This is a genomic window from Pseudactinotalea terrae, assembly GCF_009733845.1.
Taxonomy (GTDB): Bacteria; Actinomycetota; Actinomycetes; order Actinomycetales; family Beutenbergiaceae; genus Pseudactinotalea; species Pseudactinotalea terrae.
Genome location: NZ_WNXZ01000001.1, coordinates 594,696 through 607,656, shown reverse-complemented (window position 1 = coordinate 607,656; position 12,961 = coordinate 594,696). Strand labels below are relative to the sequence as shown.

The window sequence follows — 12,961 nt, the reverse complement described above, 5'->3', positions numbered from 1 at the left end:
GGCTCGAGAATCGGGTCAGCGCAGGGCGCGGTTGACGGCGCCGGGCCAGGCAGGGCCGGCGTAGACGAACGCGGTGTAGGCCTGCACGAGGGTGGCGCCGGCGTCGATCATCGCGCGGGCGTCGGCAGCGTCTCCGATGCCGCCGACGCCGATAATCACCGGGTCCGGGCCCAGCACGGCGCGCACGCGGCGCACCACCTCGAGCGCACGCGGCAGCAGCGGGGCACCGCTGAGGCCACCGGGGCCGTGGTCGTGGGCGATCGTCGTGTTGGTGGCCACCACCCCGGCGAGCCCGAGGTCGACGGCGAGACGCGCCACCGCGTCGACGTCCTCGTCGGCGAGGTCCGGGGCGATCTTGACGAGCACGGGGACGTCGTGTCCGGCCGCGTAGGCCGCCTGCTCCTGCACCGCGGCGAGAATCGGGCGTAGCGACTCGGTCGCCTGCAGGTCCCGCAGCCCCGGGGTGTTCGGCGAGGACACGTTGACCACGAGGTAGTCCACGTGGGGCGCGACGGCACGAGCGCTGGTCACGTAGTCGGCAACCGCGTGCTCGGGTGCGGTGACCTTCGACTTGCCGATGTTCGCGCCGAGGACCAGCCGCTTGCCAGCGGCGCCGCGTCGCAGCCTGGCAAGGCGGCGGCCGACAGCCGCAGCACCCACGTTGTTGAAGCCCATCCGGTTGACGAAAGCCCGCTCGGGGATCACCCGGAACAGCCGGGGCCGCGGGTTGCCGGGCTGCGCGTGCGCCGTGACGGTGCCGACCTCGACGAAGCCGAAGCCCAGCGCGCGGAGCCCGAGCGCCATCGTGGCGTCCTTGTCGAACCCGGCCGCAAGCCCCAGCCGGCCGGGGACGTCGCGCCCGAAGACCCGGTGCGCGGCGCCGTCGGGCAGGCGCCCGAACAGAGCGGTGACCACGGCGCGCAGCGGAGGTACATCTCCTGAGAGCCTGATCAGCCGGCCGGCGAGATGGTGCGCGGTCTCGGCGTCCAACCGCGTGAGCACACGTGCGAACAGGAGCCGGTAGAGCACGTCAGCTCCTCACCTGGGACAACCGGCGCGGGCTCGACCACCACAGCCAGGCCAGGCCGAGGAACGGCAGCACGAGCGGTACGTAGCCGTAGCCCTCGCCGAAACCGGACCACACCGACTCGGCGGCGAACAGCTCGGGATGCGTCATCGAGAGCGTTCCGACCAGCAGCACACCGAGCATCTCGATCCCGACGGCGACCCACCCGACCACACGGAGTCGCCTCCCGTTGTGGGCGATCGCGATCGTCGCGACGATGTAGACGACGGCGGAGAACGCCGACAGCGTGTAGGCCAGTGGGGCCTCGCTCGCCTTCGCGATCAGCTGGTAGCCGGCTCGTGCGGTCGCAGCGATCGCAAAGACGCCGTAGACGACGATCAGCACCCGACCGGCTCCGAACGCCGGCCGGCGGGTGTCCGCAGGCATCGGGAGGTCCTCGGTCACGAGCCTGCTCCCATCGACCACAGCTGCAGGATGCGGGACTCCATGACGAGCAGCGACAGCGCGATCACCACCAGGGCGACCGAGCTCCACCGGGTGCGCTCGGCGATCGCGACCACGGCGCCGGCCGGGAGCAGCAGCAGCGCGACCACCAGGTAGCCCCAGAACACGGCGGGCTCGACGAGCTCGCGTCCGCCGGTCAGCTCGACGACCGCCGCTACCGCCTGCACGAGCAGCAGCGCCACGACGACACCCGCGGCGATCAGCTGCTTGAGGATCACCGCGCGGTCGCGCAGCGCGAAGAAAGCCGCCCAGAGGGCGAGCAGTCCACAGGCCACCATCGCGACGTAGCCGCCGAGTACGACGAGGTCCACCTACGGCGCCTGGATCTCGTTCGTCACGGCGACCAAGATTAGGGCATCGGCAGCCGCGCCCGCTCCGAGCGAGTCGCAGACCCCGAGATGATCAGTAGGGTTGAGCGGGTGACCACCGTCGAGCTCATCAGCACTCCCCTGGCCAAGATCCGCAGCGACGCGCTCGTGCTCGCGACGACGACGGGCGACCAGCCCGGGGTGCTCGGACTTGCCGACCTGCCCAAGCAGGCCCGCGCCGCCGTCGAGAGCGCCGCGAGCGTGGTCGGCATCTCGGGCAAGCTCGACGAGGTCGTCAAGCTCCCGGCCCCGGCCGGGCTGGGTGTGCCGCTGCTGGTGCTGACCGGCACCGGGGTGGGCAGGGACGCGCCGCTCACCGCCGAGGTGCTTCGCCGTGCAGCCGGTTCCGCCACCCGCCAGCTCGCGGGCACCGGCACCGTCACGTTCGCGTTTCCCCTGATCTCCGCCGACGACGCCGCCGCGGTCGCCGAGGGTGCCTTGCTGGGTGCATACGCCTACACGGGCTACAGCGGTTCCCCGACGCCGGTCGCGGCCGTCGAGGTCGTGGCCGCCGACGCCAAGGACAAGGCGACCCGCGCCGCCGTGGCGAGGGCCGCCGTGGTCGCCACCGCCGTGCACGGCGTGCGAGACCTCGTCAACGCGGCCCCCAACGACCTCTACCCCGCCTCGTTCGCGGACAACGCGAAAGAGCTCACCAAGGGCACCAAGGTCGCCGTGACCGTGCTCGACGACGACGCCCTCCGCGCCGGAGGCTACGGCGGCCTGATCGGTGTGGGCCAGGGCTCGACCCGCGGCCCGCGCCTCGTGAAGCTGGAGTGGAAGCCCCGCAAGGCGACCGCCCACATCGCCCTGGTGGGCAAGGGCATCACCTTCGACTCGGGTGGCCTGTCGATCAAGCCGGCGAAGTCGATGGAGACCATGAAGAGCGACATGGCGGGCGCGGCCGCGGTGCTGCACACCGTCGTTGCCGCCGCCGAGCTCGGCATCGGCGTGCGTGTCACCGGCTGGCTCGCGCTCGCCGAGAACATGCCCTCCGCGACGGCGCAGCGGCCCTCCGACGTGATCACGATCCGCGGCGGGCGCACGGTCGAGGTCCTCAACACCGACGCCGAGGGCCGGCTGGTGCTGGCGGATGCGCTCGTGGCCGCCGGAGAGGAGAACCCCGACGCCCTCATCGACATCGCCACCCTCACCGGTGCGCAGATGGTCGCCCTCGGCAACCAGGTCAGCGCTGTCATGGGGACAGACGACACCCGCAGCTCGGTGCTCGCGGCCGCCGAGGCCGCAGGCGAGCAGTTCTGGCCGATGCCGTTGCCCGAGGAGCTGCGGCCCTCGATGAAGACGCCGGTCGCCGACATCGCGAACATGGGCGAGCGGTACGGCGGCATGCTCGTGGCCGGGCTGTTCCTGCAGGAGTTCACCGCTGGCAAGCCGTGGGCGCACCTCGACATCGCCGGTCCCTCGTTCAACGAGGGCGCCCCACGGCACTACGTGCCCAAGGGCGGCACCGGCGTCGGGGTCCGAACGATGCTCCGCCTGCTCGAGGACGCCGCCGCCGGCGGCCGCTGAGCGTGAGCCGCGCCACATCCGGCCGATCTCTCGGGCTTCCGTTGCCGCGAGAGCGGTCGTCGATGCCAAGATGGGACGTATCCGATCTGGTGGAGGAGCACAGGTGACCGAGCAGGGCTACGACGTCGTCGTCCTGGGCGCCGGGAGCGGCGGCTACGCCGCTGCGCTGCGAGCGGCCGAGCTCGGGCTCACGGTTGCGCTCATCGAGTCCGACAAGGTCGGCGGCACGTGCTTGCACCGCGGCTGCATCCCGACCAAGGCGCTGTTGCACGCCGCCGAGGTCGCGGACACCGTGCGCGAGGGCAGCGCCCTCGGGGTCAACGCCACGCTCGACGGCATCGACGTCGCGAAGATCAACTCCTACAAGGACGGGGTGGTCTCGCGCCTCTACCGCGGCCTGACCGGTCTGGTCGGCGGGCGCGACATCGAGGTCATCCACGGTTGGGGGCGGCTGGTCGGCCCCGACACCGTGGAGGTCGACGGCCGCCGTGTCACCGGCAAGAACATCGTGCTCGCCACCGGTTCGTACGCGCGCAGCCTCCCTGGCCTCGAGATCGACGGCCGTGTCATCACCTCCGACCAGGCCCTCGCGATGGACTGGGTCCCCGCGAAGGCCGTGGTGCTCGGCGGCGGTGTGATCGGCGTGGAGTTCGCCAGCGCCTGGCGCAGCCTGGGTGCCGACGTCACGATCGTGGAGGCACTGCCGCACCTGGTCCCGAACGAGGAAGAGGCGTTGAGCAAGGGGCTGGAGCGTGCGTTCCGCAAGCGCGGCATCGGCTACGAGCTCGGCACGAGGTTCGAGAGCGTCACGCAGTCCGCCGAGGGTGTGGTCGTCACGCTCGAGGGTGGCAAGCAGCTCGAGGCCGAGGTGCTGCTGGTCGCCGTGGGCAGAGGGCCGGCGACGGCGAACCTCGGCTACGAGGAGCAGGGCCTGACCATGGACCACGGGTTCGTGGTGGTCGACGAGCGGCTGCGCACCGGTGTCGGCCAGATCTACGCGGTCGGCGACATCACGCCTGGTCTGCAGCTCGCCCATCGCGGCTTCGCGCACGGGATCTTCGTGGCCGAGCAGATCGCAGGTCTCGAGCCGGCCCCCGTGCTCGACCCCTCGATCCCCCGCGTGACCTACTGCGAGCCGCAGGTGGCCTCCGTGGGTCTGACCGAGACGCAGGCCCGCGAGCTCCACGGCGACGACGTCGAGACCCTCGAGTACAACCTCGGCGGCAACGGCAAGAGCCAGATCCTCGGGACGGCGGGGTTCGTCAAGCTGGTCCGCGCGAAGAACGGCCCGATCGTGGGCGTCCACATGCTCGGCGCCCGCATGGGCGAGCAGATCGGTGAGGGCCAGCTGATCGTCAGCTGGGAGGCCTTCCCCGAGGATGTCGCCGGCCTGATCCACGCCCATCCCACCCAGAACGAGTCGATCGGCGAGGCCGCTCTGGCCCTGGCCGGCAAACCGCTCCACTCCCACGCCTGACCGGCACCACGAAGGAGAACCTCCACATGTCACAGAACGTCCAGATGCCCGCGCTCGGCGAGAGCGTGACCGAGGGCACCGTGACCAGGTGGCTCAAGGCCGTGGGCGAGGAAGTCGCCGTGGATGAGCCGTTGCTCGAGGTCTCGACCGACAAGGTCGACACCGAGATCCCCTCACCGATCGCCGGGGTTCTCGAGAAGATCCTCGTCGAGGAGGACGAGACGGTCGAGGTCGGCACCGATCTCGCCGTCATCGGTGACGGCAGCGGCGCCGACGCCTCCGAGGGTGGCGACGAGGGCGCTGCCCAGCAGGCCGAGGAGTCCGCCCCTGAGCAGCGCGAGGAGCAGGCCGAGGAGCAGGCCGAGGAGCCCGCCCCCGAGCCCGCCTCGGCCGAGGATGCCGCGCCCCCGGTCCCCGAGACCGGCGTGGCCGACACCCCGACCGAGCAGGCCCAGGAGCTCGCGGCGGAGGATGCCCCCCAGGACGAGCCCGCCGCGGCGCAGGCCTCCGGTGGCGGTGACCGCACCGCGGTGACCCTTCCGGCACTCGGCGAGAGCGTGACCGAGGGCACCGTGACCCGCTGGCTCAAGTCGGTCGGCGACGACGTCGAGGTCGACGAGCCGCTGCTCGAGATCTCCACCGACAAGGTGGACACCGAGATCCCCTCCCCGGTCGCCGGCACGCTGCTCGAGATCGTGGCGCAGGAGGACGAGACCGTGGAGGTCGGCGCGAACCTCGCGTTCGTCGGTTCCGACTCCGGCGCCGCTCCCGCGCAGGACGAGGCGCCGACGCCCGAGCCGAAGCCCGAGCCGGAGCCCGAGCCGAAGCCCGAGCCCGAGCCGGAGCCCGAGCCCGAGCAGGAGCCCGAGCCAGCTGAGTCCGGCGAGCCCGTGGACGCCAGCGGCAGCTACGTGACCCCGCTCGTGCGCAAGCTGGCCGCGGACAAGGGCGTCGACCTCGCCGAGGTGACCGGCTCCGGCGTCGGCGGTCGCATCCGCAAGCAGGACGTCCTCGATGCTGCTGAGGAGGCCGAGAAGGCCAAGGCTGCAGCCGCAGCCAAGGAGCAGGAGTCGGCCAAGCCCGCCGCGGCAGCAGCACCCGCCGCGTCGAGCGCGGACCTGCCGGTCTCACCGCTGCGTGGCACGCGGGAGAAGATGAGCCGCCTGCGCAAGATCGTGGCGTCCCGCATGGTCGAGTCGTTGCAGGTCTCCGCTCAGCTCACCACGGTGCTCGAGGTCGACATGACCAAGGTCGCCCGCCTCCGTGCGCGTGCGAAGGAGGACTTCGCTCAGCGCGAGGGTGCGAAGCTCACGTTCCTGCCGTTCATCACGTTGGCGGCGGCGGAGGCCCTCAAGGCCTACCCGAAGATCAACGCGAGCATCGACGGCGAGGAGATCGTCTACCACGGCTCCGAGAACATCGGGATCGCGGTCGACACCGAGCGCGGCCTCGTGGTGCCGGTGATCAAGGAGGCCGGCGACCTCAACCTCGGCGGCATCGCCCGCAAGATCGCCGACCTCGCCTCGCGCACACGCGCCAACAAGGCGACCCCGGACGAGCTGAGCGGTGGCACCTTCACCATCACCAACACCGGCTCGGGCGGCGCGCTGTTCGACACGCCGATCCTGCTGCAGCCGCAGGTCGCGATGCTGGGGACCGGGACGATCGTCAAGCGCCCGGTCGTGGTGACCGACGCCGACGGCGCCGAGGTCATCGCGGTGCGGTCGATGATGTACCTGGCGCTGTCCTACGACCACCGGCTGATCGATGGTGCGGACGCCGCCCGGTTCCTCACCGCCGTCAAGAACCGGCTGGAGGCCGGCGAGTTCGAGGCTTCGCTCGGGCTGTAGGCCTCACGAGCAGTCGCTGACGCGCTCGACGGCCCACTGCGGGCCGTCGAGCCGCAGCGTCAGCACCACGCACCTTGGCTCTTGAGCGGGCACCGTCTCGGTAGCCCCGGCCGAGGTGCGTTCGTGCTCCCCCTGGGTGAGCACCGCCTGCACCTGGGCGGCGGTGTCGGTCGCCTCGACCACCGCGGTGTCCCCGACCGCTGTGTGCAGGCCTGAGAGCTGGATGCCCTCGAGCGAGTCGAGCAGCGCGAGATCGTCGGCGCGGGCCGGCGACCCTTCGACAGTCACGTCCGCCAGCGCCGCGGCATCAGCGGCCACGAGCGCCGCGTCGCGCGCCACCACGAGGTCGGCCACCACCTCGGTCATCGACGGGGCAGGGCCGACGGCGGACCGCCCTTGTGCGCTCTGCTCGCCCTGGCCCTCGGGCCAGAGCAGCCACGTCGACAGACCCACCACGACGGTCACGAGCACCGCCACCACCGCGCTGCGGACCGGGGCCGCGCGGCGGTGGCGAGCACGTCGCCGTCGGGTAGGTCGCAGCACGGTGGGCGCCCGCTGCGCATGCTCGCGCAGAGCGGCCCCGGCGAGCACGGAGGGCGGCGGCACCTGGACGGGGGCCGTGGCCTGATCCGCGAGGTGTGCGGCGAGGGCGGCCGCGCTCGGCCGAACCTGGGGGTCGTCCGACGCCGCGCCGCCGAGCGCGCGGGCCACCATGTCCCGGTCCCCCACCCGCGTGGCCCACACGCACATCGTCGCGAGTGCCCACACGTCGGCGGCCGGGCCAGGGGCTCGCCCGCCACGGACCTCCGGGGCGACGAAGCCTGTGGTTCCTGCTTCCCCGGCGAGATCGGCGAGGAGATCCACGAGGACCGGGTGCCCGAGCCCCTCCTCGTCGCGTTCGGCGAGCACCACGTTCGTGGGCGAGACATCGCCATGCACGAGACCGTGGCGGTGCAGCTCAGCGATGGCCGAGGCGAGTCCGTGAGCGAGCGTGAGCGCCTCGGCGGCGGGAAGCCCCATGCGCCCGGTGCGCACGGTGGCGAGCGTGGGTCCGGGCACGAGGTCGGTCACGACGAGCCTGTCGTCCACGTGACCCGGCATGGTGCGGACCGCGGCAAGGCCGGGGTGGTGGAGGGAGCGGAGGACGTCGAGACGCCGCTCCCGTGCGGCGTGTGCCGGCGCCGTCGCATCGGGCAGCACGCGAACCGCCACGCGGTCGCCGCCCTCGGTCGTCGCTGCCCACGCCACGCCGGCGGAGCCCGATCCGAGCGGCGCGCCCAGGCGCAGCCCCGTCAGCGGGACCCCACGCAGCGTGGCCGGTGTCGTCATGGCACCAGCCAACACCGGATCGCCGATCGGCTGCAGAAGTTATCCACAGCGCGCTGCTGCGACCGTGCGCGCGGCTGCGCCCAGGGCTACCGATCCACCTCAACGGCGCCGGTAGGCTGTGGGCATCATGGCACGGAAGAACGCAGACGCGGCTGACAGCGCCGCCAAGGCGAGCGTCAAGCCGCCGAAGGAGAAGAAGCGCCGCTGGTACCACCAGGTGTGGGACGTCTACACCATGGTGCGCGAGCAGCAGCCCTCGATCACCTGGGTGCTGATCCTCATCCTGCTCGGCGCCGCTGCGCTCGGTGCGCTCGTCGGCATCCTGATCAGCTACCCGTGGGTGATCACAGCGATCTTCGGCCTCATGCTCGGGCTCATGGGCGCGATGCTCCTGCTCGGCCGGCGCGCAGAGTACTTCGCCTACAAGCGCATCGAGGGCCAGCCGGGGGCGGTCTCCGCCGCGCTCGGGACCATCCGTCGCGGGTGGAACATCGAGGAGGAGCCGGTCGCTGTGGACCCGCGCCACCAAGACATGGTGTTCCGCGCCGTGGGTCGCCCGGGTGTCGTGCTCGTCAGCGAGGGACCGCCGCACCGGGTCGGGAAGCTGCTGGAGGCCGAGAAGAAGAAGGTCGCCCGCGTGGTCCCGAACGTGCCGGTGATCCTGCTGCAGGAGGGCCGCGGCGACGGACAGGTGCCGCTCCCCCAGCTCGCGAAGACGGTGCAGAAGCAGAAGAAGTCGCTCGCCGCCGGTGTGGTGCCCGAGGTGTCCAAGCGACTGCGTGCGCTGCACAACATGAACCGGCTACCGGTGCCCAAGGGCATCGACCCGATGCGCGCACGCCCGGATCGCAAGGCGACCCGCGGCCGCTAGCGCTCGTCGCTGAGGCGGATGAGGCGAGTGCCGGCCCAGGTGTCGTGCATGCCCCGGCCGTCCACGCGTGAGGTGATCCCCACGGGGACGATCAGGCACAGCGCCAGCGTGCGCACCAGCGCCTGCCCGAGCGTAGGTGGCCTGCCATCGAGACGGCGCAGCCCCAGGCCGGTCAGCCGCTGCCCGAACGAGGAACCGAGCGTCGCGCTCATGATGGCGACCTCGAGCACGAAGATGACGAGCGTGGCGAGCGGGTCGAAGGCGAAGAACCCCGCGCTGATCGCCGTCGCCACGCCCCAGTCGATGAGCAGCCCCAGGAAGCGTCGACCCCCTAGGGTGTTGGGGTGCCCATCTGGTGGGACCGGCGTCTCATCAGTCACAACGACACCCTAGGTGAGCGATCTCGCTGCCGTGTAACACGCACGACACATGAGTGAGACGCCTGGGAAACGGCTCGGCCGTAGTTTGGGTCGCGTCCCCGAGCCGGGAATCCGAACGATTACAGGAGACTGGATGTTCAGCAATGCCGAGGAGGCCATCGCCTTCACCAGGAACGAAGGCGTCGAGTTCGTCGATGTGCGGTTCATCGACCTGCCCGGTGTGCAGCAGCACTTCAACATCCCGGCCGCAGCGTTCAACGACGACGCGTTCTCCGAGGGCCTGATGTTCGACGGTTCGTCGATCCGCGGCTTCCAGGCGATCCACGAGTCGGACATGAAGCTGATCCCGGATGTCACGACGGCGTTCGTGGACCCCTTCCGCACCGCCAAGACCCTGGTCGTGTACTTCTCGATCGTCGACCCGTTCACGGACGAGCCGTACTCGCGCGACCCGCGCACCATCGCCGCCAAGGCGGAGGCGCACCTCATCTCCACCGGCATCGCGGACACCGTCTACTTCGGTGCCGAGGCCGAGTTCTACCTCTTCGACGACGTGCGGTTCTCCACGAACGCGCAGTCGAGCTTCTACCACATCGACTCCGTCGAGGCGGCGTGGAACACCGGCCGCGAGGAGGAGGGCGGCAACCTCGGGTACAAGACCCGCTTCAAGGGCGGCTACTTCCCGCTCTCCCCGAGCGACCGGTTCGCCGACCTGCGTGACGAGATGTGCAAGAAGCTCGCCGAGATCGGCCTCGACGTCGAGCGTGCGCACCACGAGGTGGGTACGGCCGGTCAGCAGGAGATCAACTACCGCTTCAACAGCCTGCGCGCCTCGGCCGACGACCTGATGAAGTTCAAGTACGTCATCAAGAACGTGGCGTTCAACGCCGGCAAGGCAGCCACCTTCATGCCGAAGCCGATCTTCGGCGACAACGGCTCGGGCATGCACTCGCACCAGTCGCTGTGGAAGAACGGCGAGCCGCTCTTCTACGACGAGAAGGGCTACGGCGGCCTGTCCGACATGGCGCGCTGGTACATCGGTGGGCTGCTCTCGCACGCGCCGTCGCTGCTGGCGTTCACCAACCCCTCGGCGAACTCCTACCACCGCCTCGTCCCGGGCTTCGAGGCACCCGTCAACCTCGTGTACTCGGCGCGCAACCGCTCGGCCTGCATCCGCATCCCGATCACCGGCAACTCGCCCAAGGCGAAGCGCATCGAGTTCCGCGTGCCGGACCCGAGCTCGAACCCCTACCTGGCGTTCTCGGCCATGCTGATGGCTGGCATCGACGGCATCAAGAACCGGATCGAGCCGCCGGAGCCGGTCGACAAGGACCTCTACGAGCTGCCGCCCGAGGAGCACGCACAGATCGCTCAGGTGCCCGACTCGCTGACCGGTGCTCTCGACGCGCTCGAGGCCGACCACGACTACCTCACCGAGGGCGACGTGTTCACGCCCGACCTGATCGACACGTGGGTCGACTACAAGCGCTCCAACGAGGTCGACGCGCTGCGACTGCGGCCGCACCCGCACGAGTTCGAGATGTACTTCGACGTCTGAGGAGTGAGTGGTCGCCGGACGCGCCAGCGGACGGCGACCGCGAGCCCCGCCAACACGTCGACACAGGCTCGACGGCGCCCCGGCCACCCTCGCGGTGGCCGGGGCGCCGTCGGTCCGGGACGAGATCGCGACCACCCTCAGTCGGGGTCTGACGCGTCACCGGCAGCGCCGCGTGCCGGGCCTGTCGACCAGCCAGACCCCTCTGACCGATCCACGGTGCACCTCGATGGCAGGGAGTGCCACCATGAGCTCGTCGCGCTGGAGGACGAGCCAGGCAGATCGGTCGACCAGTCTCAGCTCGGGCGCCGGCGGCTCGCTGCCCATGATGTCGCTCAGGAGCTGCGCCACCTCCCGTGATCCGTGCACGGGTAGACGCAGGCAGCCCGAGTGGAGCCGGCCGACGGCGTAGAGCGCAACGTCCGGCGACAGGAGCTCAGCCACGGCACCCCGATCTCCCTCGGTCCATGTCGACCGCAGGCGTCTGAGCGCCTCGACGGGCTCCGTGATCGTTGCCACACGGTCGCGCCGGAGCCTCCTGCGTGCCGCGACCAGCAGTCCCGGGAGGTCGTCCTCCGAGCAGCCCACACATCCAGCGACGAAGCCCCCGTCGCTCGGGAACGCACCGGCCAGGATCACGGCAGCCGTCCCTCGGGGATCGGGCGCCTGCATCGCGGCTCGCACCACGTAGTCCATGATCGCCGTGTCGCCGCGGTACCGCACCTCGGGTTCGCCGCCGCTATTGCCTCCCCCTAGGCCGGCCATGGGATGTCCGGGGCTGTGCCGTCGGCAACGGCTGCTGCCGTCCAACGATCCCGAGGATCGCTGAGGGCGATGGTCGACGTCACGATTGAATGCTCCTCGAGAGGGCTGCCACGGGCACCGAGCCGGCCCGACCCGCACGGCGTGCGGTCATCACGAAGACCGCGCAGCGGTTCCATTTCGTGACCGGCGATGTCACGAAACGTGCCGCAGCTTCGTCTGAACTCATGAAGGCCGTCGCACACGACGGCAGACGCCGGTCACGAGGAGAAGGCGCGTTGAAGGACCACCGGACAGCCGCGACGTGCGATCGATGGGCCCTCCCGGCCTGTTGGGCGCTTTCCCCTCGACGATCGACCGGCCGGACGAGTACTCCGATAGCGTCATCGTCGACGCTCCACGCTGACACGACGGAATGAGCGCAGATGGCACATCTGAGCGAGGCGGCCGACGTGTTCGAGGACAAGCGGCGACGGTTGTTCGGTATCGCCTACCGCATCCTCGGCACGGTGGCCGACGCCGAGGACGTGGTTCAGGACGCGTGGCTGCGCTGGCAGGCCACCGACCGGTCGGTGGTGCTCAATCCGGAGGCGTTCCTGGTCACCACCATCACCCGGTTGGCCATCAATGTCGCGACCTCAGCTCGGGCGCGCCGGGAGCACTACGTCGGGCCGTGGCTGCCCGAGCCCGTCCCGACCGGTGACGACGATCCGTACCTCGGGGCGGAACGCGCCGAGGCGCTCAGCGTCGCGATGCTGACCCTGATGGAGCGCCTCCCACCCGCCGAGCGTGCTGTCTACGTCCTGCGCGAAGCCTTCGACTACCCGTTCCGCGAGATCGCGGAGGTTCTCCACACCAGCGAGGCCAACGCCCGGCAGCTGGCGCACCGCGCCCGCAAGCACCTGGCAGGGCGGCGAGGGGCACCCGCGCAGCGCGAGGAGATGTCGCGCCTGCTCGAGGCCTTCCAGTCGGCATCCCGCACCGGGAACCTCCACGACCTCGAGCAGCTCCTGGCCGAGGACGTCGTGACCATCTCCGACGGCGGGGGCAAGGTGTCCGCCGCCAGACGTCCGGTGACCGGCCGCGACCATGTCACCCGCTTCCTGGGCGGAGCCCTGCGCCATCTCGGCCCGAGCACGACCCTGGAGATCATCGACGCGAACGGCGAGGCGTGCCTCCTGATCAAGCAGGGGACCGAGGTGGTGGGCATCGCCACGATCAGTACCGATGCGGGCGCGATCGACGGCATCTACATCGTCCGCAACCCGGACAAGCTCGCCAGCGCCGGAGCGTGGTGACCCAGAGCCG

General features: G+C 70.8%; 12 protein-coding genes. 6 read left to right on the top strand and 6 right to left on the bottom strand.

Annotation, left to right across the window (positions count from 1 at the left end; translation table 11 throughout):
• Positions 1-15: 15 nt before the first annotated feature.
• The 3 genes from GPA03_RS02740 to GPA03_RS02730 are packed head-to-tail and all read right to left on the bottom strand — an operon-like array spanning position 16 to position 1,842.
• Positions 16-1,029, bottom strand: coding sequence for a quinone-dependent dihydroorotate dehydrogenase (locus GPA03_RS02740; RefSeq protein WP_156250453.1), 1,014 nt, complete (start codon positions 1,027-1,029; stop codon positions 16-18).
• A gap of 1 nt (position 1,030) precedes the next feature.
• Positions 1,031-1,471, bottom strand: a complete 441-nt coding sequence (locus GPA03_RS02735; RefSeq protein WP_241681051.1) for a hypothetical protein — start codon at positions 1,469-1,471, stop codon at positions 1,031-1,033.
• Complete coding sequence (locus GPA03_RS02730) at positions 1,468-1,842, bottom strand: hypothetical protein (protein ID WP_241681050.1); 375 nt, start codon at positions 1,840-1,842, stop codon at positions 1,468-1,470. The genes GPA03_RS02735 and GPA03_RS02730 overlap by 4 nt, the downstream gene beginning before the upstream one ends.
• Positions 1,843-1,950: 108 nt before the next feature.
• On the opposite strand from GPA03_RS02730, the gene GPA03_RS02725 reads away from it, so the two are divergent.
• The 3 genes from GPA03_RS02725 to sucB all read left to right on the top strand — a co-directional run bounded on the left by GPA03_RS02725 (position 1,951) and on the right by sucB (position 6,756).
• Positions 1,951-3,429 (top strand): leucyl aminopeptidase, encoded by a 1,479-nt coding sequence (locus GPA03_RS02725; RefSeq protein WP_421958391.1) that lies wholly within the window; start codon positions 1,951-1,953, stop codon positions 3,427-3,429.
• 70 nt (positions 3,430-3,499) lie between these two features.
• Positions 3,500-4,906 carry a dihydrolipoyl dehydrogenase gene (gene lpdA / locus GPA03_RS02720; RefSeq protein WP_156250451.1) on the top strand — a complete coding sequence of 469 codons (1,407 nt, stop codon included), beginning with the start codon at positions 3,500-3,502 and terminating at the stop codon, positions 4,904-4,906.
• Positions 4,907-4,932: 26 nt separating this feature from the next.
• The gene (sucB, locus tag GPA03_RS02715; protein ID WP_156250450.1) at positions 4,933-6,756 is read left to right on the top strand and encodes a 2-oxoglutarate dehydrogenase, E2 component, dihydrolipoamide succinyltransferase; all 1,824 of its coding nucleotides are present in this window, start codon (positions 4,933-4,935) and stop codon (positions 6,754-6,756) included.
• Positions 6,757-6,759: 3 nt separating this feature from the next.
• On the opposite strand, the gene GPA03_RS02710 is transcribed toward sucB, so the two are convergent.
• A complete protein-coding gene (locus GPA03_RS02710) occupies positions 6,760-8,085 on the bottom strand; it encodes a protein kinase domain-containing protein (protein WP_156250449.1) in 1,326 nt (441 codons plus the stop codon).
• Between the two features lie 127 nt (positions 8,086-8,212).
• Between GPA03_RS02710 and GPA03_RS02705 the strand changes: the two genes are divergently transcribed.
• Positions 8,213-8,956: a DUF4191 domain-containing protein gene (locus GPA03_RS02705; RefSeq protein WP_156250448.1), complete on the top strand. Its 744-nt coding sequence runs from the start codon at positions 8,213-8,215 to the stop codon at positions 8,954-8,956.
• Here the strand turns inward: GPA03_RS02705 and GPA03_RS02700 are convergent.
• Positions 8,953-9,336, bottom strand: coding sequence for an RDD family protein (locus GPA03_RS02700; RefSeq protein WP_156250447.1), 384 nt, complete (start codon positions 9,334-9,336; stop codon positions 8,953-8,955). The genes GPA03_RS02705 and GPA03_RS02700 overlap by 4 nt on opposite strands.
• Before the next feature lie 133 nt (positions 9,337-9,469).
• Between GPA03_RS02700 and glnA the strand changes: the two genes are divergently transcribed.
• Positions 9,470-10,894, top strand: coding sequence for a type I glutamate--ammonia ligase (gene glnA / locus GPA03_RS02695; protein WP_156250446.1), 1,425 nt, complete (start codon positions 9,470-9,472; stop codon positions 10,892-10,894).
• Between the two features lie 156 nt (positions 10,895-11,050).
• On the opposite strand, the gene GPA03_RS02690 is transcribed toward glnA, so the two are convergent.
• Positions 11,051-11,656 carry a hypothetical protein gene (locus GPA03_RS02690; RefSeq protein WP_156250445.1) on the bottom strand — a complete coding sequence of 202 codons (606 nt, stop codon included), beginning with the start codon at positions 11,654-11,656 and terminating at the stop codon, positions 11,051-11,053.
• A gap of 422 nt (positions 11,657-12,078) precedes the next feature.
• Between GPA03_RS02690 and GPA03_RS02685 the strand changes: the two genes are divergently transcribed.
• The gene (locus GPA03_RS02685; protein ID WP_156250444.1) at positions 12,079-12,951 is read left to right on the top strand and encodes an RNA polymerase sigma-70 factor; all 873 of its coding nucleotides are present in this window, start codon (positions 12,079-12,081) and stop codon (positions 12,949-12,951) included.
• Positions 12,952-12,961: the final 10 nt, after the last annotated feature.

Coding starts and splice junctions, on each gene's coding strand:
- GPA03_RS02685 (WP_156250444.1), top strand. CDS start 12,079: ATGGCACATCTGAGCGAGGCGGCCGACGTGTTCGAGGACAAGCGGCGA.
- GPA03_RS02690 (WP_156250445.1), bottom strand. CDS start 11,656: ATGGCCGGCCTAGGGGGAGGCAATAGCGGCGGCGAACCCGAGGTGCGG.
- GPA03_RS02705 (WP_156250448.1), top strand. CDS start 8,213: ATGGCACGGAAGAACGCAGACGCGGCTGACAGCGCCGCCAAGGCGAGC.
- sucB (WP_156250450.1), top strand. CDS start 4,933: ATGTCACAGAACGTCCAGATGCCCGCGCTCGGCGAGAGCGTGACCGAG.
- lpdA (WP_156250451.1), top strand. CDS start 3,500: ATGGGACGTATCCGATCTGGTGGAGGAGCACAGGTGACCGAGCAGGGC.
- GPA03_RS02710 (WP_156250449.1), bottom strand. CDS start 8,085: ATGACGACACCGGCCACGCTGCGTGGGGTCCCGCTGACGGGGCTGCGC.
- glnA (WP_156250446.1), top strand. CDS start 9,470: ATGTTCAGCAATGCCGAGGAGGCCATCGCCTTCACCAGGAACGAAGGC.